This is a genomic window from Bacteroidetes bacterium GWF2_43_63, from assembly GCA_001769275.1.
Lineage (GTDB): Bacteria > Bacteroidota > Bacteroidia > Bacteroidales > DTU049 > GWF2-43-63.
The window spans coordinates 1-19,968 of sequence record MEOQ01000009.1 but is presented as its reverse complement, the minus strand read 5'-3'; the positions used below and the strand labels follow the sequence as shown (position 1 = coordinate 19,968).

The 19,968-nt window shown below is 43.0% G+C and carries 24 protein-coding genes; 17 read left to right on the top strand and 7 right to left on the bottom strand.

The features are described from left to right. Positions 1–57: 57 nt before the first annotated feature. Positions 58–432 carry a hypothetical protein gene (locus A2W93_04385; GenBank protein OFY56001.1) on the bottom strand — a complete coding sequence of 125 codons (375 nt, stop codon included), beginning with the start codon at positions 430–432 and terminating at the stop codon, positions 58–60. Positions 433–523: 91 nt separating this feature from the next. On the opposite strand from A2W93_04385, the gene A2W93_04380 reads away from it, so the two are divergent. From A2W93_04380 to A2W93_04305, 16 genes are all read left to right on the top strand, one after another. Continuing rightward, the gene (locus A2W93_04380; protein ID OFY56000.1) at positions 524–1,117 is read left to right on the top strand and encodes a hypothetical protein; all 594 of its coding nucleotides are present in this window, start codon (positions 524–526) and stop codon (positions 1,115–1,117) included. Then, on the top strand, positions 1,114–1,434 hold the full coding sequence (locus A2W93_04375; protein ID OFY55999.1) for a hypothetical protein: 321 nt from the start codon (positions 1,114–1,116) through the stop codon (positions 1,432–1,434). Before A2W93_04380 ends, A2W93_04375 begins: the two co-directional genes overlap by 4 nt. Positions 1,435–1,450: 16 nt before the next feature. Beyond that, positions 1,451–1,777, top strand: coding sequence for a hypothetical protein (locus A2W93_04370; GenBank protein ID OFY55998.1), 327 nt, complete (start codon positions 1,451–1,453; stop codon positions 1,775–1,777). A gap of 10 nt (positions 1,778–1,787) precedes the next feature. Beyond that, positions 1,788–1,973, top strand: coding sequence for a hypothetical protein (locus A2W93_04365; GenBank protein OFY55997.1), 186 nt, complete (start codon positions 1,788–1,790; stop codon positions 1,971–1,973). Positions 1,974–2,073: 100 nt separating this feature from the next. Continuing rightward, complete coding sequence (locus A2W93_04360) at positions 2,074–2,445, top strand: hypothetical protein (GenBank protein ID OFY56093.1); 372 nt, start codon at positions 2,074–2,076, stop codon at positions 2,443–2,445. Further along, positions 2,411–3,307, top strand: a complete 897-nt coding sequence (locus tag A2W93_04355) for a hypothetical protein (protein ID OFY56092.1) — start codon at positions 2,411–2,413, stop codon at positions 3,305–3,307. Before A2W93_04360 ends, A2W93_04355 begins: the two co-directional genes overlap by 35 nt. Continuing rightward, positions 3,304–3,750: a CGGC domain-containing protein gene (locus tag A2W93_04350; GenBank protein OFY55996.1), complete on the top strand. Its 447-nt coding sequence runs from the start codon at positions 3,304–3,306 to the stop codon at positions 3,748–3,750. The genes A2W93_04355 and A2W93_04350 overlap by 4 nt, the downstream gene beginning before the upstream one ends. A gap of 13 nt (positions 3,751–3,763) precedes the next feature. Next, positions 3,764–4,621: a hypothetical protein gene (locus A2W93_04345; protein ID OFY56091.1), complete on the top strand. Its 858-nt coding sequence runs from the start codon at positions 3,764–3,766 to the stop codon at positions 4,619–4,621. Beyond that, positions 4,612–5,481, top strand: a complete 870-nt coding sequence (locus A2W93_04340; GenBank protein OFY55995.1) for a hypothetical protein — start codon at positions 4,612–4,614, stop codon at positions 5,479–5,481. The genes A2W93_04345 and A2W93_04340 overlap by 10 nt, the downstream gene beginning before the upstream one ends. After that, a complete protein-coding gene (locus A2W93_04335; GenBank protein OFY55994.1) occupies positions 5,478–6,416 on the top strand; it encodes a radical SAM protein in 939 nt (312 codons plus the stop codon). The genes A2W93_04340 and A2W93_04335 overlap by 4 nt, the downstream gene beginning before the upstream one ends. Before the next feature lie 15 nt (positions 6,417–6,431). Beyond that, positions 6,432–6,944, top strand: coding sequence for a cob(I)yrinic acid a,c-diamide adenosyltransferase (locus A2W93_04330; GenBank protein OFY55993.1), 513 nt, complete (start codon positions 6,432–6,434; stop codon positions 6,942–6,944). Positions 6,945–7,234: 290 nt separating this feature from the next. Continuing rightward, positions 7,235–7,918 carry a hypothetical protein gene (locus A2W93_04325; protein OFY55992.1) on the top strand — a complete coding sequence of 228 codons (684 nt, stop codon included), beginning with the start codon at positions 7,235–7,237 and terminating at the stop codon, positions 7,916–7,918. Between the two features lie 15 nt (positions 7,919–7,933). Continuing rightward, positions 7,934–8,998 (top strand): heterodisulfide reductase subunit B, encoded by a 1,065-nt coding sequence (locus tag A2W93_04320; GenBank protein ID OFY55991.1) that lies wholly within the window; start codon positions 7,934–7,936, stop codon positions 8,996–8,998. A gap of 26 nt (positions 8,999–9,024) precedes the next feature. Continuing rightward, positions 9,025–10,206: a methionine gamma-lyase gene (locus A2W93_04315; GenBank protein ID OFY55990.1), complete on the top strand. Its 1,182-nt coding sequence runs from the start codon at positions 9,025–9,027 to the stop codon at positions 10,204–10,206. A 9-nt stretch (positions 10,207–10,215) separates the two neighbouring features. Continuing rightward, positions 10,216–10,620 (top strand): hypothetical protein, encoded by a 405-nt coding sequence (locus A2W93_04310; protein ID OFY55989.1) that lies wholly within the window; start codon positions 10,216–10,218, stop codon positions 10,618–10,620. After that, on the top strand, positions 10,620–11,405 hold the full coding sequence (locus A2W93_04305) for a hypothetical protein (GenBank protein OFY55988.1): 786 nt from the start codon (positions 10,620–10,622) through the stop codon (positions 11,403–11,405). Before A2W93_04310 ends, A2W93_04305 begins: the two co-directional genes overlap by 1 nt. A gap of 69 nt (positions 11,406–11,474) precedes the next feature. Here A2W93_04305 and A2W93_04300 read toward each other — a convergent pair whose 3' ends face one another. From A2W93_04300 to A2W93_04275, 6 genes are all read right to left on the bottom strand, one after another. Beyond that, positions 11,475–12,554 (bottom strand): hypothetical protein, encoded by a 1,080-nt coding sequence (locus A2W93_04300; protein OFY55987.1) that lies wholly within the window; start codon positions 12,552–12,554, stop codon positions 11,475–11,477. A gap of 5 nt (positions 12,555–12,559) precedes the next feature. Next, complete coding sequence (locus A2W93_04295) at positions 12,560–14,548, bottom strand: hypothetical protein (protein OFY55986.1); 1,989 nt, start codon at positions 14,546–14,548, stop codon at positions 12,560–12,562. A 10-nt stretch (positions 14,549–14,558) separates the two neighbouring features. Further along, on the bottom strand, positions 14,559–17,303 hold the full coding sequence (locus tag A2W93_04290; protein OFY55985.1) for a hypothetical protein: 2,745 nt from the start codon (positions 17,301–17,303) through the stop codon (positions 14,559–14,561). A gap of 5 nt (positions 17,304–17,308) precedes the next feature. Further along, positions 17,309–17,749, bottom strand: coding sequence for a methyl-viologen-reducing hydrogenase subunit delta (locus tag A2W93_04285; protein OFY55984.1), 441 nt, complete (start codon positions 17,747–17,749; stop codon positions 17,309–17,311). A 100-nt stretch (positions 17,750–17,849) separates the two neighbouring features. Further along, positions 17,850–18,101, bottom strand: a complete 252-nt coding sequence (locus tag A2W93_04280; protein ID OFY55983.1) for a hypothetical protein — start codon at positions 18,099–18,101, stop codon at positions 17,850–17,852. Between the two features lie 17 nt (positions 18,102–18,118). Continuing rightward, a complete protein-coding gene (locus A2W93_04275; protein OFY56090.1) occupies positions 18,119–18,580 on the bottom strand; it encodes a hypothetical protein in 462 nt (153 codons plus the stop codon). A gap of 225 nt (positions 18,581–18,805) precedes the next feature. Between A2W93_04275 and A2W93_04270 the strand changes: the two genes are divergently transcribed. Then, the gene (locus tag A2W93_04270) at positions 18,806–19,486 is read left to right on the top strand and encodes a hypothetical protein (protein OFY55982.1); all 681 of its coding nucleotides are present in this window, start codon (positions 18,806–18,808) and stop codon (positions 19,484–19,486) included. The last annotated feature ends 482 nt before the right edge of the window (positions 19,487–19,968 follow it).

The window sequence follows — 19,968 nt, the reverse complement described above, 5'->3', positions numbered from 1 at the left end:
AAGATTATGATTTTTCCGAACAATCAAACAATCCACGACAATTAATAATTATTGGCTTCAGATTTTCTCGGCCGGCACACGGACAGGCTTATGATTTTCATCGATTGGGGCAAATACAAAATCGGCCTCAATGGCCTTCGATTTTCCGCCGGTTTCCATTTCTTCCCGTTGTATTTCAACGTGTACTGTAATTTTCACACTGCCAACGTTTGTGACAATTCCTGAAATCTCAATGATGTCGCCGGCCTTCACCGGATTAGCATAGTTCAGTTTATTGACTGCAATAGTGACAGCGTTGTGATTGAGATATCGCAACACTGTTATGTAGGCCACTTCGTCCATCCACATCAGCGCTTTCCCGCCAAACAATGTTTCATGATTATTCAGGTCGCAAGGAAAAATGACACGGGTTTGAGTTGTTATTGAGTCCATATGTTAAAATTTCATACAAAGTAAAAAAAAATATTTGAAATGAGCAAATGTTCACTATCTTTGTATCGAACAAATGCTCAAATGAAATTCAATGCCAAGAATTAAAAGAATCAGAAAAGTCTCAAACCCGCCGGCAGTAAAGGGTTTCAAGCCTTATGGACAGGAAGTGTCAGGCAAGGTCTCCACGCCAGTCATCTTATTGTATGAGGAATATGAGGCGCTACGTTTGTGCGATTATGATATGTACACACACGATCAGGCATCGGAGTTGATGAATGTGTCGAGGCCGACCTATTCGCGCATTTATGCCTCAGTACGGCAGAAACTGGCCACCGCATTTGTCGAAGGACGCCCGATAACCATTGAGGGTGGAAAAGTATATTTCGACAGTGACTGGTACAATTGCGGTGCCTGCAATTGCAATTTCAACAATCCTCAAAAGGACATAATTATTAAAAATTGTCCTTTGTGTGGAAGCAAGGATATTGAAGAATATGATTCGGAAATCAGTGGGCAGCTGACATCGGAAAGCAGTTGCGATGATATTTGTGTATGTCCTCAATGCGGACTTGAACAAAAGCACAGGCATGGTCAACCGTGTAATAATATGATTTGCCCTACGTGTAACATCGTCATGAGAAGAAAGGGTCGAAAATTTAGAAAAAATAAAAAACCAATACAATGAAAGTAGCCATCTCGTCAACAGGAAACACCCTGGAATCAAAGATAGACCAGCGTTTTGGTCGGTGTGCATATTTCGTAATTTATGATACTGAAACAAAATCAGTTGAATTTATTCCTAATCCCAATAAGGACGCAGAAGAAGGAGCAGGCCCGGCTTCAGTGCAACTTGTAGCATCCAAAAATGTTGGTAAAATTGTTTCCGGAGAATTCGGCTTTAAAATTAAGCCGTTATTGGATAGTTTGAAAATACAAATGATTGTCCTTAAAGATCCTGAAATCAAGAATGAAGACATTATAAAATTAATAACCCGACATTAAAAAAAAGGAGGACCCCATTATGAAAATTGCTGTGCCTACATCTGGAAAAATTCTGGATGAATTCATGAATTCATGCGAGGTTTTCACCATTTTCTCAGTGGATGAAACAAATAATATTGTTGACTCCGAAATTCTTTGCACTCCGGAAGGATGTGATTGTAAAAACAACATTCCACTGACACTGCAACAAAAAGGAGTAACTGTTGTGCTTGCATACAAACTACCTGACTATGCCGATAACATCTGCAAACAACATGGTATAAGGGCTTATCAGGGATACTCGGGCGTTGTAAGCGAGGTTATTGACAATTATTTAGTCTGGTTGAAAAGAGAAAACACTTAAAATCATTGCTATGCCACGATTAGATGGAACAGGGCCCGACGGTAAGGGTTCAGCAACAGGCCGGAAGCTTGGTCAGTGTGGAAAACTGAGTGACAATGAAAAACTGGAAAAGCTTGGGAAAGGTCTTGGAAAACGTCGAAAAGCAGATGGATGCGGCGAAGGGAAAGGGAAACGCATCCGAGAAGGAAAACAATAGTTATCGAAATTTCGGAAGGAGAGTCCGGAGTAGTTTCATAAGTGGTTTTTTGAAACAGGGGAGGATGCTCTTCACCTCCCCATTTTTTAAACAGAAAAAAATGAAAAGAAAATTTGCCATTCCTTTGGAAAACGGCGTGCTCTGTGCACATTTTGGACATTGTCAGACTTTTGCAATTGTAGACACAGAAGATGATCGGGTTATTGATTTTAAAGAAGTAACTCCTCCTGAGCATGTTCCTGGATTATACCCGCGTTGGGTAGCTGAATTTGGTGTTACCGACGTTATTGCCGGCGGGATGGGTCAACAGGCTATTATGCTGTTTAATGAACAAAATATTAATGCATTTGTTGGAGGCCCCATAAAATCAGCTACAGAGTTGGTTGAAGATTTCCTGAAAAACAGACTTACCCTGACCGCCAATTACTGCAATCATGATGAGCACCCTCACGACGGAGCCTGCAGGCACTAATGCCGTAAAACCCATCGATGAACGATGTCTTCAATGTTTTCTGAGAACCTACAACAGATTGTTTGACAAATTCGAGGTTAAGCAGAAAACACGCGATCGTTTTTTTGGTTTCTTTGATATTGCATGGAAGCAAAATGCACATTTGCCTGCACCGCAAATTCAGCAGTTGCTCAATGCCGAATTTGGTCGTTTGGTCGGACAGGGTGATCCATTTTTCACTGAGAAAAAAGAGAACAATGCGATTGCTCTTGAATTATATAAAATTATAAAACCGCAGGTGCAGCTTTCTTCCGATTCTTTTTTGATGGCGCTGAGGTTGGCGATTGCCGGCAATGTAATGGATTATGGCGCCCACAGCAGTTTTGATATCAATGAAACGATTGATAAAGCACTGAAAACGTCTTTTGCAATTGATCATTCAGTTGAACTGAAATCACGTATTTCAACGGCAAAAAACATATTGTATCTGGGCGACAATGCCGGCGAAATTGTTTTTGACAAATTGTTCATTGAAACAATGATGCACAACCATGTCACTTTTGCTGTAAGAGGTAAACCCATTCTGAATGATGTTACTCTTGAAGATGCCGAAACGGTTTGTATGAGCCTTGTTGCTGATGTAGTTTCAAATGGGTCAGGAAATCCTTCTACGGTTCTTAGCAGCTGCAGTGTCGATTTTTACGAGGAATTCAGAAAAGCAGATTTAATTATTTCAAAAGGGCAGGGCAATCTGGAAGGGTTGATCGATCTGAACGACAACCGCATTTTCTTTTTATTGATGGCCAAATGCGATGTGATTGCCGAAAGGCTTGGCGTTGAAAAAGGGAGCTTTAATGTGTTTAATCCGCAAAAAATGCAATGATGGAGAAGATTAAAGTTGGTATTATTATTTGCAACCGCTATCACACCTGCGCCGGTGGAAAATGTTTCAGATCCCTGCAAAAACGCGAAGGAGCCTTTTCTATTTATAAAAACCAGGATGTTGAAATTGCAGCATACACCACGTGTGATGGATGCCCGGGCGGAAATATTGAATACGCTCCTGTCGAAATGAAAAAAAACGGTGTGACCCATGTGCATCTGGCAACCGGCATGCTGGTTGGTTATCCGCCTTGCCGTAATATTGAATATTTCGAAAAATTCATTACTGAAAAATTCGGATTAACGGTGGTTGTTGGCACACATCCGATTCCACAAAAATATTTCCTCACTCATCAGGCTTTGGGTACATGGAATAATAGTTTATGGAAACGGCTAACAGAGCCAACTCTGTGCTATAAAAAGACCCGTTTGGAATATGATTAATTCAACCCATAAAATAAAAATTGCCATCGCCAGTGGTAAAGGTGGAACAGGTAAAACATTTGTTGCAACTAATTTGTTTTATGCGCTGCAGCAGGCAAAAATTCCGGTTACTATTGTTGATTGTGACGCCGAAGAGCCCAATGTGCATTTATTTATCAGTGGTTGCCTGACAAAATCCTTCGATGTTACACAAAAGGTTCCCGTTATTAATGAAAGCATTTGCACCCATTGTGGACGATGTCATAAGTATTGTTCCTACAATGCAATTTTTCATGTTCCAACCTTACAGGTCATCAAGGTTATGGAGGATCTTTGTCATGGCTGTGGTGCTTGTTTTGTTGCTTGCAATGACAGCGCAATAACAGAAAAGCAAAGTGTCTTGGGCACGGTTAAACGCTTTGATTTGGCTAACCAATTTACGATGATAGAAGGTCGTACAAAAATCGGAGTTTACTCATCGGTAAAATTGATCAAAGCCGCTATTGCCGAAGCCGGTTCTGATTCGGTAGTCCTGTTCGATTCGCCACCGGGCACTTCCTGTCCGTTTATTCAAACCGCTCATCTCGCCGATTTTGTTGTGTTGGTAACCGAACCAACGCCATTTGGATTAAGCGATTTAAAACAATCAGTCGAAACGCTGGCTGATATGAATAAACCAATGGGTGTTGTTGTAAACCGCGCTGGAATTGGCAATTCAGATGTTTATAATTATTTGAAGGAGAAGAAAATTCCACTTCTTATGGAAATTCCTTTTTCACGCGAAATTGCACTTACTTATTCCAAAGGGTTATTGATTTCGGCTATGGACGAAGTCTGGTTGGGAAAATTTCGACAATTGTTTGACACTTTGACTCCGCACTCATGGAAATAGCAGTAATCAGTGGTAAAGGCGGTACAGGGAAAAGCAGCTTTGCGGCTTCTCTTGCAAGTCTGGCGAAAAATATTTTATTAGCCGATTGTGATGTGGATGCAGCCAATCAGTATTTGCTTTTTCAGCCGCAACATACCGAAGAAGAAGTTTTTGTTTCGGGACAGAAAGCTGTGATTGATTATTCTGTTTGCACCAATTGTGGGAAATGCATTGATTACTGCGGGTTTGATGCAATAACTACAGTTGATGGCAAGGTTGAAATTACGAAAATCAGCTGCGATGGATGTCGTTTATGTGAGCGGGTTTGCCCGTTTAAAGCCATTTCCATGATTGATAATGATAAAAGCAGGTTATATAGTGGTACTTTCCGATATGGTCACATGGTGTACGGACGGCTGGCTCCGGGCGAAGAGAATTCGGGCCGGCTGGTGAGTCTGGTTCGCGAAAAATCAAAACAAATGGCTGTCGAAAATGATCATGATCTGATTCTCTATGACGGTCCTCCTGGAATCGGCTGCCCGGTTATTTCAACCATTACCGGGATAGATAAAGTGATTATTGTAACGGAGCCTACCCGTTCAGGTTTACACGATTTGCAACGCGCCATGGATGCGGTCTTTCACTTTAGAATTTTCGCCATGGTTGTCATTAATAAATATGATCTGAATCATGAAATGACAACCGAAATCAAACAATATTGCAAGCTGAATAATGTTCCGGTGGTTGCCATGTTGCCATTTGATCCGGTTGTTACCGAGGCTATGGTCAATGGAAAAAGTTATGTTGAGTGGGCACCTGATTCTGTTGTAAGCATAAACACCAGTCGGGTTTGGGAAATCATTAAAACCAGAACACCATGATTACCTTTGGGCCTGTTCCATCGCGGCGTTTGGGAAAGAGTCTGGGAATAAACAACATCCCTTCGCGGAAACTCTGCTCCTATTCATGTGTGTACTGTCAGGTCGGAATCACAAAGTATTACACCATCAACCGCGAAACATTTTTTACGCCGGACGTCATTTTTTCTGAAGTAAAGAATCATTTATCATTACTATCAGAAAACGACAAGCCCGATTATCTGACGATTGTTGCAAACGGTGAACCAACGCTTGATTTGAATCTTGGCAAAACAATTTTAAGGTTGAAAGATTTTAAAATTCCGATTGCTGTAATCACAAATGCATCGTTGCTATTCGATGTTCAGGTGCGCGAAGACCTGAATTATGCCGATCTTGTTTCGGTAAAGGTAGATGCGCCCGACGAAGCTGTCTGGAAAAAAATGAATCGTCCGGCGAAAGGTCTTACATTCAGCAAATATCTGAGTGGCCTTCAGGCTTTCAAAGACATGTTCAATGGTTTATTGATCAGCGAAACGATGCTTGTTGCGGGGGTGAATGATGATGCCGGTTGTGTGGCTCAGACAGCTGATTTGGTAGCTGCGTTATCGCCTTCGGTAGCTTATCTTTCAATTCCTACCCGTCCACCGGCTGATTCATCGGTCAAGTCGCCTGACGAAAGCAGTATTAACCGGGCGTGGAATATTTTTTCAGATAAAAGAATCAATACCGAATTGATAACCGGATTCGAAGGAACTTTTGTAGGTGTGACAGGAAACGTGATTGAAGACATTGCAAACATGTGCTCTGTCCATCCAATTCGCGACGATGTGATGTGTGAGATTTTGATTAAAGACAAAGCGGATGAAACAATTCTTTCTGAAATGATTAGTTCGGGCTATATCGCAAAGGTTGAGCATGACGGTCATTTTTATTATTTGAGAAAATTTAAAGTCTAAAAAATTGTCAGAACCATGAAAGGCTATATTCATTTATATACAGGCAATGGCAAAGGAAAGACTACAGCTGCAATTGGGCTTGCAGTGCGGGCTGCAGGTGCAGGAAAGAAAACCTATATAGCCCAGTTTGTCAAAGGAATGCATTATTCTGAACTGGATTCCTTGAAACATTTTCCTGAAATTGAAATTCATCAGTTCGGACTTGATTGTTTTATCAAAAACAAACCATTACAGAAAGACATTGATGCCGCCCGCAACGGCTTGAATTGCGTATCGGCCATCATCAGCAATAATCAATATGATGTGGTTGTGCTTGATGAAATTTGCATTGCTCTGTATTACAAATTAATTCCGCTTGACGAAGTGATTGCTATGTTGCAGCAAAAACCCGATGAAATGGAAATTGTTTTGACCGGTCGCAATGCCCCGGAGCAGCTATTTGAAATTGCCGATCTGGTAACTGAAATGATCGAAAGAAAACATTATTATTCCCGCGGGGTCGAAGCCCGCAAAGGAATAGAATTTTAAAACAGATTTATTAAAGAGTGTGAAACAATGGTCGTGAAAAAAGTTATAGAAATTGATTGTCAATTGTGCACCAATTGTGGACTGTGTTACAATGTTTGTGAAAAAAGAGCCATTAGTCGTGTGTCTAATTACAGCTGTGCACGTTGTGTAAAGTATTGTACTGCGATGGATGTTCCGTGCAAGCCAACTCGGTTTGAGTGCAATACAGAACTGTGCGATCTGTGCGGCAAATGTGTGGCTGTATGTGTTACCGGTGCCATTCGTATTGTTGAAATAAGTAGAAGTGCATCATGAATTTATATGAAGCATTAAAAAAGGACATTCGCTACCAGGAAGGCATGAAGGCCTGCATCAATTGCGGAACCTGCACTGCTGTTTGTCCGGCGGCCGCAGTGAGCGATTACGATCCGCGACAGATTGTCGATCTGGTTCAGAAAGAAAATGAAAAAGATCTCGAAGAGCTTTTAAAAAAGGATGATATCTGGCGTTGTGGTGAATGCCTATCATGCAAAACCCGCTGCCCGCGCGACAATGTGCCATGCTACATCATTCAGTCTTTGCGGGCATTGTCGGTGGATTCAGGTCTGTTTATGCACAGCGAACAAGGCCGAAGACAGCTCGCCATCAAGCGAACGGTTGGAGATCACATTTTGGAATATGGCTATTGTGTTTACATTGATGAAGTCAGCAATGAGATGTATCCCGAGCAGGGCCCGATTTGGAAATGGATGCGTGAAAACAGAACCGATGTTTTGAATCGTTTGGGAGCAAGTTATAAGCAGGACAAAGCAGGAGCACTGCGCAACACGGAAAAGCAATCGCTGATTGACTTAAAGAAAATTTTTGATGCAACCGGTGGAACAGCACGATTCAACAAAATTGAAGAAGCATCGGCTCGTTATGCTGCTGATCATGGAATTGAATTCAGTAGTGGTCACGATGAATATTTCAATAAAACCTACAACGGAGAATAGAAGGGAGAATACAAAATGAAATATCAGAAAAACGAAAACTGGGAAAAGCATCAGAAAGAAATTGCCGATGACAATTACTATCTGGCACGCAGCTGCATTCGACAGAATTTTTTTCCGGCTGCCGAAGATTTATTCATGAAAATTCTCGCCAACGATCTTGGTAAAAATATTTTCGACGATCCGCGCCAAACCACTTGCACTGGCATTGCATATCATTCGGGCGTTATTCCGTTCGAAACCACTATGACCGTTGTTGCGCGCCAATTTGCATTGATGACAGAAGCCGGATTCGAAAATTTTGTTTGCTCCTGCGTCACGTCGTTTGGCATATATTCCGAAGTGATTGAAACCTGGCAGCATTTTCCTGAAAAAGAAAAACAAGCACGGGAAATCCTGAAACAGACAACAGGAATGACCTTTGAAATTCCTAAAAATCTGGCACATACCAGCGATCTGATCTATAAATTCCGCAATGAGATTGCGGCAAAGGCAACTTATAGATTGCTGAATAAACAGACCGGCGAGCAATTGAAAGTAGTGGATCATGTTGGGTGCCACTACGCAAAGATATTTCCTGAAAAGGGTGTTGGTGGCGCAGAATTCCCTTATGTTCTTGCCGGAATGATTGATGCATGGGGCGGGGCACAGGTCGATTATCCAGAACGTCGCCATTGCTGCGGATTTGGATTCAGACAATATCTGCTTAAATCGAACCGCGGATATTCTGTGGCAAATTCAAAAATGAAATTTGATTCCATGGAACCTTATAAGCCCGATTGCATTATTGCCAATTGCCCGGGCTGTACCTATTTTCTCGATCGCTGGCAATATGTGATTGCAGAAATGGAGGGAATTACCTACGGCGAAAACGGAATGGGAATTCCTGTCCTTACCTACGAGGAATTGGCAGGCTTGCTTTTAGGATACGATCCATGGGATATTGGATTGCAGGTGCATCAGGTGGCTGTAGAACCTTTGCTTGATAAGCTTGGAATTCAATATGATGCCGTGGAAAAATATAAAGGAATTAATCATGCAGATTTGGGGCAACCCGAAAAACCTTCAGTTTTGAAGGTTTAAGCAACTTAGAAATACAAAACGAAAACATGAAAACAAAAGACAAAGGTTTCAACACAAAACTCGTGCATGCGGGTGCATTCGAAGATGAATTTGGAAGCGCATCGGTTCCCATTTATCAGACTTCGACATTCAGATTCAAGAACGCCCAACATGGGGCTGATTGCTTTGCAGGGAAGAGCGACGGGTATATTTACACCCGCATTGGAAATCCAACCATCAACGCACTTGAGCACAATATTGCTGAACTTGAAAATGGCTATAACGGAATTGCCACCAGCTCGGGTATGGGCGCTATAAGCGCAGTTTACATGGCTTTATTAAATGCAGGCAGTCATATTGTTAGTTCTGATGCTGTTTATGGTCCGGCAAGAGGACTGCTCGAACAAGACTTTTCCCGATTCAATGTCGAAGCCAGCTTTGTAAACACAAGCAATATCGAAAATATTGTGGCCGCTATTAAATCAAATACAAAAGTTCTTTATATTGAAACCCCTGCTAATCCAACTATGGATATTACAGACATTGCAGCATGTGCAAAGATTGCTAAACAATATAATCTGATTCTTGTAGTCGACAACACTTTCTGTTCACCGTATTTACAGAAGCCTCTTGATCTTGGAGCCGATGTGGTTTTACATTCAGTAACCAAATTTATAAACGGACATGCTGATATTGTTGGAGGAATCATCGTTACAAAAGGGGAGGATTTGTATAAAAAAATCAGGCACTCTATGGTTTATCTTGGCAGCAATATGGATCCAACACAGGCTTTTATGGTTTTGCGTGGTGTGAAAACACTTTCAATACGCATTGACCGGGCACAGGAAAACGCAATGAAAGTCGCGGAATTTTTGCAGGCACATCCAAAAGTTGAGTGGATAAGATATCCGGGTTTGACAAATCATCCTCAATATGAACTGGCAAAATTGCAAATGAATGGTTCCGGCTCAATGATGAGTTTTGGGTTGAAAGGCGGCTATGATGCCGGGAAAAAACTAATGGACAGCGTTCATCTTGCTATGTTGGCTGTTTCGTTGGGCGGTGTCGAAACGCTGATCCAGCATCCTGCTTCAATGACCCATGCAGCGGTGAGTAAAGAAAATAAACTGGCCGCCGGAATTACGGATGATTTGGTCCGTTTCTCAGTTGGTATTGAAGATGTTGATGATATAATTTCTGATTTAAATAACGCACTTGAAATCCTTTAAAATAAAACAATGAAATCAAATTCTCTCTGGACAAAACAATTTCAGTCGGTTGTTGACAATGGCCGCAATCACAGTACCGTTGTCGATTTACCCGAAGCAAAAGGCGGCAGCAACAATGGCCCTACGGCACTTGAATTATGCGTAATGTCGCTTAGTGGCTGTGTGGGAACAATATTCGCAATGGTTGCTCAGAAAATGCGCATTCAATTCGAAAAAATGGACGTTGAGGTAAACGCTGATCAAAAAGATGGTGCTTCAACTATTACCGATGTTCATATCCTCTTACGCATTCAATCGGATGAAGAATTGCTGAAACTTGAAAAGTGCTATGAAACAACCGAAAAAACGTGTCCGGTTGGGGTGCTCTTTTCACAGGCAGGTATTAGTATTACTCATGAAATAATTATAAAGTAATGGATGCTTTTGAAAAACTTTCGTTGCCCGATGTCGCCAAAATTATTGTTGTAGCATCCGGAAAAGGCGGAGTAGGAAAATCAACAGTATCGGCCAATCTTGCAGTAGCACTGGCCCGGCAAGGATACAAAGTAGCATTGGTTGACGCTGATATTTATGGACCATCGATTCCCCGAATGTTTGGAATTGAAAATGAAAAACCACTGGCGAATGAAATAGACGGAAAGCAAATTATTCTGCCTATTGAAAAACACGGGGTAAAAATCATGTCAATCGGGTTTTTTATCGAAAATAGCCAGGGACTTATCTGGCGCGGGCCAATGGTAGCAAATGCATTCACCCAATTACTGGAATTTTCGCAGTGGGGGAAAATTGATTTTATGATTATTGATTTTCCTCCCGGTACAGGTGACATTCAGCTTACCGCCGTTCAAAAACTGAATATTCATGGAGCTGTTTTAGTAACGACTCCGCAGGAAATAGCGCTGAATGATGCTCGCAAGGCTGCATCCATGTTCCAGAATCCTGATTTGAATATCCCTGTCCTTGGCGTAATTGAGAATATGTCGTGGTTTACACCGGCCAATCATCCGGATGAAAAGTATTTTATTTTCGGATCAGGTGGTGGACAAAGACTTGCAGAGGAATGTCATGTGAAACTACTTGGACAAATTCCACTGGTTGCCGAAGTTGGGGTTGCTGCTGAAAAAGGACAATGTGTTTTCCAACAGACGGATAAAAGCATTATTGAGTCCTTTGAAAGAATTGCAACAGAACTTGTTTGATTGCTTCCTTTACAAAAAAAGAGACCATTTTGGCCTCTTTTTTTTTGATATTTTAGCTTTTTTGAATCTTTATTTTTTCTTTCCGACCGGTCGCGAAAACGATTTCACTTTTTCGAAATACATGGCGAATGAGCGGTACAGAAAATGGGTCCATTTGCCGAATGGGACAATGATGAGCGCCCATTGTACCAACACCGTCAGGTGAAATAAATATACGCCAAATGTGTTTTCGAGCAGGTTCGTATCGATCAGTACGCGTACTGCGAATGCTGAAATTCCCATCATGAGCAGCCAGATCACAAAGAACCAGTCCGATGGATGGGAGAATTTACTTTTTTCGCTGCGCTTACGAATGCGGCGGATTACAAAATCGGTGGTGACAATAAAAATGATTCCGCTAACCACATAGCCAAACACATTTACAAACACGCTTTCGGTGCTGAACCAATCAAGAAAAACGGTTACAAATAACAAAGACAGATAACTGAAAACCAGTAATAAATGCTCATAATACCAGACTTTATCTATACGTTCTTCGGCACAATCGAGTGATCGCTTTTGCGTAAACATGTGTATAATCAAGTCTCCAAGCGCTTTTACATGATGCTGGATGTTGAATTTTTTTGTGGGTTTCCAAACGGTGAAAAACCACATGCGGATAATATTCGGTAGTAGAATGACCACAAAGATGGCGGCAATAGCAAGCATTTCGAACAGGTGTCCGTAGTGAAGCCATTCTTCCTGTGTGAATACATCACTCATATATGCGCCGATGATTCCACCGACGACAAGTAAAAAAGCCACAATGTACGCGCTCATATGACGATACAGAAGTCCTGAAAGTCCGGTCCAGTCGTATTTCGACATCAGCCAGCGGCGCAGCGACATCATCAGGTTGCCCGGATCGGCCTGCCGCGGGCAGCTGGTAGAGCAGTCTCCGCAATAATAGCACAGCCATGGGTCGAGCGATGTTTTTATATCATCTGTGATTCCGAGCGTGGTGTAGCGAATCATTTTCCGGGGAAATGAATTGTCACCGTCCGACAAGTCGCAGATTGCAGTACAGGTGCCGCAGTTGAAACACGCGTCGAAATCTTTCGCACCGAATTTTTTTATATCGTCAGCAAATTCAAAATTGATCGTGGCCATCGCTGCTAATTTTTTAATTTGTAATAGTAATACTGTTCTTTGCTGTCCATTCCATCGGCCATGAGCACGTTGTACTTATTCATAGTCATCACATGCCAGGTCACAAGGTCCTTGTCCATACCAATGGTTTGTGCAATTTCAGGTATGGTCTTGTGTTCTGTAGCAATGCTGGCTGCAATCTGACGCCAAAGTTGCGGATGCTCCTTCATTTTCACCGGTCCACTGGCAACAGATTCTTCTTCCGTGTCTTCGGTCGATGGCTCCAGTACAACGTTTTCCATAAATCCGTCAATCATCGATTCCATTTCGGAATTGGTGTACATGATTACTTCCAGCGCATCGGTTGGACAAACGGGTGTGCAAATACCGCATCCCTTGCAGGTTGCAGGGTTTACTTCGGCAATTTGTTTTCCGTTAAACGTCATTTCTTTCAATGCGTCGTACTCGCAAACAGCGGCACATTTACCGCACCACAAGCAAGCATCAGCGTTTACGCGGGCGATGATCGGTTCAAGTTGAACAAGTCCGTCTTTAATTAATGCAGCAATTTTTGATACAGCCGACGAAGAGGATTGTACCGACTCGCTTATGTTTTTCGGTCCCTGGCATGAACCACCGATAAACACACCGTTTATGACTGTTTCAACCGGCTTCAGTTTAGGATGGATTTCGTTGAAAAATTTATCAGCGCCGCGGGGAATTTTGAATTTCGCTGAAACATCTGCACTGTCTTCGCGCGCAACGGCTCCGGTTACAAGCACCAGCATGTCGGGTTGAAATTCAATTTCTTTTTTTTGTGTGAGATAATCTTTCAGTTTTACTGTGATGGTATTGTTGACCACATCAACAACAGGCGCTTCTTTTTCTTCAAACTTCAGATAGATATCGCCCTGTTTCGATGATTTCTCATACATGATTTCCTGTTTTCCGTAGGTGCGGATGTCGCGGTACAAATGCAGAATTTTCATATCGCGGTTGCTTTCCTTCAGCAGCAGCGAGGTATGAATGGCCGACGAGCAGCACATGCGTGAGCAATATTTATTTTCACCTTTACTTTGTCGGCTTCCTACGCAATAGACAAAAGCAAGCGATTTCACTGGTTTGCCATTGTGCGTGATTACACCGTTGTTTTCTTCTATGCGCTTTTTCAGCTCGGGAAGTGTAATCACACGGTCTGACAGACCATAGCCGTATTCACTTTCTTTGGGCTGATAATGTGCATATCCGGTTGCAACAAGCACAGAACCAACGGCCAGAGTCATAGTCTCTGTGTTGGTTCCGGCCATGCGAACTTTCACATCAACAGAAAAATTTCCGACACTGCCCGAAACTTTTTCGACTTCGGTTTCAGTAAACAACGTGATTTTCGGATTGGCTTTAATCTGGCTCAGTAAGCCGGCTGCAAGTTCTTTTCCATTTTGACTGGTAGGAAAAAGTTTTCCATTTTCAAGTAGTTTTCCACCAACATGCGCTTCTTTTTCGATCAGAAAAACCTGGTTGCCGATGCCTGCAAGTTCAATTGCAGCCTTCATTCCGGCAACACCAGCACCAATAACAAGTGATGCGTCTTTCGCTTCGATCTCAATGGTTTCAAGCGCTTCGGACAACGCTGCTTTTTTGATGGCAGCACGGATGAGTCCTACTGCTTTATGCGTTGCATCCAGTGGTTTGTCGCTGTGCGGCCATGAGCATTGTTCACGGATATTTGCCTGAATGTAGTTGTATTTATTCAAACCAGCGCGCTCAGCAACGCCGCGAAACGTGTGTGTGTGCAGTTTTGGAGAACACGATGCTACAACTATGGCATCGAGATTCTGCGATTCAATATCTTCAATCATTTCCTTTTGATTGGAGTCGGCGCAGGCAAACATCACATGTTTGGAAATCACCACACCATCTTCGTCCTTCATCAGACGTTGCACTTCAGCTACATCAACATAATCGGAGATATTGCCGCCGCAATGACAAATATAGACACCTATCTTATTATTCATATTGTCTGATTTAAACTGTTTTTAAATATGATGCAACTTCTGCTGCGGCACATCCGGCTGACAGAATTGAGTCCGGAATATCTTTTGGGCCGCATGCAGTACCAGCAACAAAGACCCCTTCAATACTGGTTTTAGCAGGATTCAGCATTTCATCGGGTTGTTTCACGTAGTTGAATTCATCAAGTTCAAGATTAGCATTGGTAAACATCTGCGGAATTGTTTTATCGGGAAGAACTCCAACAGACAGAACGACCAAATCATGTTTGGCTTCTTTGTAAGTGCCGGTGGTCACATCTTCGTAGCGAAGAATCAGATCGCCGCTGCCATCTTCCTTTTCGTTTATTTTTGCAATTTTCCCTTTGATGAAACTCACGCCCATTCCTTTGGACTGAACAAAAAATTCCTCATAACCTTTTCCAAAAGCACGGATATCCATATAGTAAATAGTGATATCAGCCAATGGCAGAGCGCCCATCAGCAGCTGTGCCTGTTTGATGGAATACATGCAACAGATTTGAGAACAAATTGGATTGTTCGAACATTCAAGTCCGCATGCGTGATTTTCGATACTTGAATCACGCGATCCGGTACATAAAACATACGCAATATTATCAGGTGTTTTTCCATCGCCGGGACGCAGTACGTTGTTGTACGGACGCGTTGGTGCAATCAGGCGATCCATTTGCAGGGAGTCGATTACATTCGGGTATTTTTCGTAGCCATATTCGGGCTTGCCGGATGGTGGAAAAAGTTTGAAACCCGTAGAGATAATCACCGATTTTGCTTCTGCAGTTACAACTTCTTTTTTCTGAGAAAAGTCGATGGCATAAGCCGGACAAGCGGTTACACACTGATGACATTCGCGACAGTTGCTGCAGTCGAGGCAGCGCTCTGTACTAAGTTTTACTTCCGCTTCGGAGTAGGTGAGTTCGGCGTCGAGAAAATCTTTTTTTCGTTCCTCAGGGCTGCGCAGCTTGTGTGCCAGCGGGCGTTTGTATTCAATACCGGGGCGGCTCAGTACTTTGAATTTATCTACAGCCGGGAGTTTATCTCCGAATTCATAAGCATCCGGATTTTCGCCGGCAAGAAATTTATCGAGATAAAATGCAGCACGTTTTCCCATACCGGCAGCTTCGATAATTGTTGAAGCGCCGCTCACACTATCGCCTCCGGCAAAAATATGCGGAACCGACGTTTGCAGTGTTTTATCATTCGTTTTTATTACTCCGGTCTTATCCAGCTCAATCTGGCCTGAGAAAACTGTTGCAGATGATTGCAGTCCGATGGCTTCGATGACCAAATCAACGTCTTCAAGATATTCTGAACCATTGACAGGGACTGGTTTTTTACGACCACTGGCATCGGGTTCGGAGAGTTCCATTTTAATAAGTTCAGCTTTTCTCAGTACCCCGTTTTCGCCCATAAAACGTGTTGGATTGCGCAGAATCGCAATCTGAACACCTTCTTCTTCAGCTTCGTGAATTTCGGGAGCGAAGCATGGCATTTCGGCGCGGCTGCGACGATAGACCACGGTCACTTTTTCAGCACCGAGTCGCAGCGATGTACGGGCCGCATCGATGGCTGTATTTCCACCACCAATCACCATTACTTTTTTTCCGCGCAGATCTTGTTTTTGTCCGATATTGGCTTCGCGTAAAAAATCGAGACATGATACAATTCCTTTAAGATCAGATCCCTCAACACCGAGTGATCCTGTGTGGTGTGTGCCGACGGAAACAAAGACAGCATCAAATCCTTCGGATTTCAGTTTATTCAGATCTTCAACTTTATGATTGAGCTCAATTTCAATGCCCAGCGCGGTTATATTCTGAACATCGCGTGCCACCACGGTTTTCGGAAGTCGATATTCAGGTAGCGTGAGCGCCAGCATTCCGCCTGCAACAGGTGCGGCTTCGAAAATTTTCACCTGATGACCTTTCAAAGCAAGTTGGTATGCGGCTGTGAGACCGGCCGGACCGGAGCCAATAACGGCAATTTTTCTTCCGGATTTTTTTTCAATGTTTACGGCAGGAGCATCAGGAAATTTATTGTAAAAGTCTTCTGCAAAAAATCTTTTAATCTGACGTATATCAACCGGTGCTTCCAGACTTGCGCGTGTGCAGGCGTTCTGACAAGGTGCGTAACAAGCGCGCCCAAGGCTTCCCGGAAGGGGAATGTCCTCCATGTGTAATTTCATAGCATCTTCGTACTGGCCATTACGAACCAATGTAATATAGCCATAGGGTTTCACACCGCCCGGACATTCATTGATGCAGGGCGCTGAAACATCTTGTCGATCGATGGTTGCAATACGCGGATTCGCCAGTGAAAATGGAATATATGCTACTTTACGTCCCGCCAGATTGGTATTGTATTCATCGCTGCGCACTTCAGGGCAGGCAACCTCACACAACTGGCATCCGGTGCAGTTTTCGGCAATAATATACCGTGGGTTTTTTGTGAAATTGACTTCAAAACCATGATCGTTTTTTACCACAGAATTGATCTCGCTGTTGAGCATAAGATGAATATTCTCATGTCTGGCTGTTTCCGACATTTTAGGTGTGGTAATGCAGGCTGCGCAGTCAAGGGTAGGGAAGACCTTACTGAGTTGAATCATCTTGCCACCGATCGAAAGTCCTTTTTCGACCATCAGCACCTGGTTTTCCATACCGGCGAGACTCAGTGCAGCTTCCTGACCTGCAATACCGCCGCCGATCACCAATGTGTCAAATATTTTCTTTTCTTCCTGCATGATCTTTATTTTTCGTTGGTTGAAGATGATCCCAGTTCATTGGTAATGCTTCCGATTTCACCCAGAATCTTTGCAAAATTTTCCATGTGCCCGGCAAACGGCTCTGCACATACCGAGCATATAGCTGCCATACGGATGCGTTTTGGGCTGATGTTTTTCGCCCTCATCAGATCCTGCGTGTCGGTGATAATTTTATTGGTATGCTCCGGACATTGCGGACTGTAGGAACATTCGTGGCCGTCGGCCGCAATGAATACGCCGTCAAAGCCCTGTTCCAGGGCATGCATAATCCAGCGCGGCTTGATGCCGGAAGAGCAGGGCATACTTATAACATACACCGAAGGTGAATAATGAATTTTGCGAAGTCCCGCCTGATCGATTCCCGGATCAGAAATCTTATCAGTAGAAAAGACCAGGATTTTGGGTCGGAAAGCTGTGTTTTCCATATGCTGAAATATTAATTACCGGACAATAACCTACTATGACAGTCAGTTTTTCTGTCGTCAACAATCACATGAAATGAGGCCCTGACGGGCTTATACGTTACTATGCTTTACGCAGGAATAGTCTTGAATAGCTGTCTTCTTCCACGATTCCGAGAAACTCATGTTCCATTTTCTCGCACCATTTCGGAATATCGTGTTTAGTTCCTTCGTCCGATGAGAGGATTTCCATAATTTCGCCGGATTCGATTTCCCCCATGGCTTTTTTAGCTGCGAGCAGCGGGCCCGGGCAAGCTGTTCCACGTGCATCCACAGTCTGGTTCGCGGTCAGCGCTTTCAATTCTTCGTTTGTCATGATATTGTTTGTTTTAATTAAATGAACATTTGAACTTTACTTTCGGCAGCATCGGCCAGGAATGTAGCCACACCGCAGATTTTCATGTGCGGATAATCGATGAGTTCCTCGGGTTTGAAGCCCATCAGATCCATCGACATTTCGCAAACATTGATTTCAACACCGAGTTCTCCAGCGGTTTTGAACATTTCAGGCAAGGAAGCCACTTTTTTCTTTTTCATTAAACCTTTGATCATTGACGCACCCATTCCCATCATGTGCATTTTCGATAATTTCAGTTTGCCAGCGCCTTTTGGGAGCATCATGCCGAACATTTTTCCAAGGAAATTCTTTCCTCCGACTTTTTTCTTTGGATCACGCAGGGCAGCAGTGGCCCAAAAAGTAAAGAAAAGCTTCACTTTCATATCAAAGGCTGCAGCACCGGTGGAGATAATCATGGCTGCAATCTGTTTATCAAGATCTCCTGAAAAAACGACCATGGTCAACTGGTCTTTGGTTCCTTTTTCAATTTTGCCGACTTTTTTCTGGAGCTCTAAAAATTGTTTTTCGAATTCTTCGTTCATGGTTGTTGATTTGGAATAGACAAATGTAAGCTTCTTATATTCTCTAAATTCACATGAAAGTGTGAAATCCACCACAATGGAGCGTGATAAAAGTCACAGATATGATTTTTTTTTGTATATTTACCAATAAATAATAACGATATGATATCACATAACTGCAAAGATTGTAAGCTTAAAGCTGCCGCGACCTGTCATCTCAGCAATGATGAGTTTCAGGATCTTGAAAACAATAGCGTTTCGGTACATTTTAAAAAAGGTGAGTCTATCATCAAACAAAATGCATTGTCGCTCAATGTGGCGTATTTGCGCAAAGGCATGGCTAAAGTGCATATGCAGGGTCCCACGCGTGATAAAATTCTGCGTGTTGTGAAAGCACCGACTTTTCTGGGTTTGCCTACTAATTTTGGAGAGAAAATAAATCAGTTTTCCGTTACTGCCATCAACAATGCTGAAGTTTGTTTCATCGATCTTGGGATATTTCGCAATCTGATTTTCAGCAACGGCAAATTTGCCTACGAGCTTATTGTTGAGTTGTGTCGAAATGAACTGAACGACTATTTCCGGTATGCAAGTCTTGCTCAAAAACAGATTCCCGGATTAGTTGCAGAAACAATTTTATGCTTTTCAGAGAAATTATTCGAAAGCGATGAATTCAACATGCCACTCACGCGTGGCGAAATGGGCGATCTGATCGGCACTTCGCGCGAAAGCGTCAGCCGAGTTTTATCGGAAATGAGCCATGATAGAATAATTGCATTCGATGCAGGTCAGATTTCGATTCTTAATAAAGACGCACTCAGCAAGATCTCAGATAAGGGATAAAATAGTGGTAAGTGGCCAGTAGCCAGTAAGGGATAAGTCGTCAGTCGATAGGCAAAAGTCGTCAGGAATGAGGCATTGTGCGTTATCGTTGTGCATTGTACCGCATGTTTTTACGTCGCCTACGTTGGGCGCGCGTCTCCGACGCGTGACCTTCCAACTCAACGGTGCTTCACGTAAAACGTGACATGTCGCACAACTCCCCTGGGACTTCGTCCGAGGCTATTATTGTTTAACTCCGGAGTTTACTCCGCCAGAGGCGGAGGAGTATCGGATGGAGCTTCACGTAAAACGTGACAAGTCGCAGCTTTCTTTTACGCCTTCGGCACCTCTAACATTGTGCATTGAGCGTTGTGCAACTAGCGAGATCACTGGCGCGGATTTGTAATCATGAGTGTTCGAAACCTTTCAAAGAGCATGTATTATTGAGCATACATGGTTGCTTGCTTTTGGTTAACAGAGTTCCTCGAGTTCACAAGCCTTAC

Bases quoted from the DNA above. Each gene is read 5' to 3' on its own strand.
- A2W93_04330 (OFY55993.1), top strand. From the start codon at position 6,432: ATGAAAGGCTATATTCATTTATATACAGGCAATGGCAAAGGAAAGACT.
- A2W93_04335 (OFY55994.1), top strand. From the start codon at position 5,478: ATGATTACCTTTGGGCCTGTTCCATCGCGGCGTTTGGGAAAGAGTCTG.
- A2W93_04355 (OFY56092.1), top strand. From the start codon at position 2,411: ATGAGCACCCTCACGACGGAGCCTGCAGGCACTAATGCCGTAAAACCC.
- A2W93_04350 (OFY55996.1), top strand. From the start codon at position 3,304: ATGATGGAGAAGATTAAAGTTGGTATTATTATTTGCAACCGCTATCAC.
- A2W93_04275 (OFY56090.1), bottom strand. From the start codon at position 18,580: ATGGTCGTTTTTTCAGGAGATCTTGATAAACAGATTGCAGCCATGATT.
- A2W93_04310 (OFY55989.1), top strand. From the start codon at position 10,216: ATGAAATCAAATTCTCTCTGGACAAAACAATTTCAGTCGGTTGTTGAC.
- A2W93_04360 (OFY56093.1), top strand. From the start codon at position 2,074: ATGAAAAGAAAATTTGCCATTCCTTTGGAAAACGGCGTGCTCTGTGCA.
- A2W93_04290 (OFY55985.1), bottom strand. From the start codon at position 17,303: ATGCAGGAAGAAAAGAAAATATTTGACACATTGGTGATCGGCGGCGGT.
- A2W93_04320 (OFY55991.1), top strand. From the start codon at position 7,934: ATGAAATATCAGAAAAACGAAAACTGGGAAAAGCATCAGAAAGAAATT.
- A2W93_04385 (OFY56001.1), bottom strand. From the start codon at position 432: ATGGACTCAATAACAACTCAAACCCGTGTCATTTTTCCTTGCGACCTG.
- A2W93_04365 (OFY55997.1), top strand. From the start codon at position 1,788: ATGCCACGATTAGATGGAACAGGGCCCGACGGTAAGGGTTCAGCAACA.
- A2W93_04325 (OFY55992.1), top strand. From the start codon at position 7,235: ATGAATTTATATGAAGCATTAAAAAAGGACATTCGCTACCAGGAAGGC.
- A2W93_04270 (OFY55982.1), top strand. From the start codon at position 18,806: ATGATATCACATAACTGCAAAGATTGTAAGCTTAAAGCTGCCGCGACC.
- A2W93_04300 (OFY55987.1), bottom strand. From the start codon at position 12,554: ATGGCCACGATCAATTTTGAATTTGCTGACGATATAAAAAAATTCGGT.
- A2W93_04375 (OFY55999.1), top strand. From the start codon at position 1,114: ATGAAAGTAGCCATCTCGTCAACAGGAAACACCCTGGAATCAAAGATA.
- A2W93_04305 (OFY55988.1), top strand. From the start codon at position 10,620: ATGGATGCTTTTGAAAAACTTTCGTTGCCCGATGTCGCCAAAATTATT.
- A2W93_04315 (OFY55990.1), top strand. From the start codon at position 9,025: ATGAAAACAAAAGACAAAGGTTTCAACACAAAACTCGTGCATGCGGGT.
- A2W93_04380 (OFY56000.1), top strand. From the start codon at position 524: ATGCCAAGAATTAAAAGAATCAGAAAAGTCTCAAACCCGCCGGCAGTA.
- A2W93_04295 (OFY55986.1), bottom strand. From the start codon at position 14,548: ATGAATAATAAGATAGGTGTCTATATTTGTCATTGCGGCGGCAATATC.
- A2W93_04285 (OFY55984.1), bottom strand. From the start codon at position 17,749: ATGGAAAACACAGCTTTCCGACCCAAAATCCTGGTCTTTTCTACTGAT.
- A2W93_04280 (OFY55983.1), bottom strand. From the start codon at position 18,101: ATGACAAACGAAGAATTGAAAGCGCTGACCGCGAACCAGACTGTGGAT.
- A2W93_04340 (OFY55995.1), top strand. From the start codon at position 4,612: ATGGAAATAGCAGTAATCAGTGGTAAAGGCGGTACAGGGAAAAGCAGC.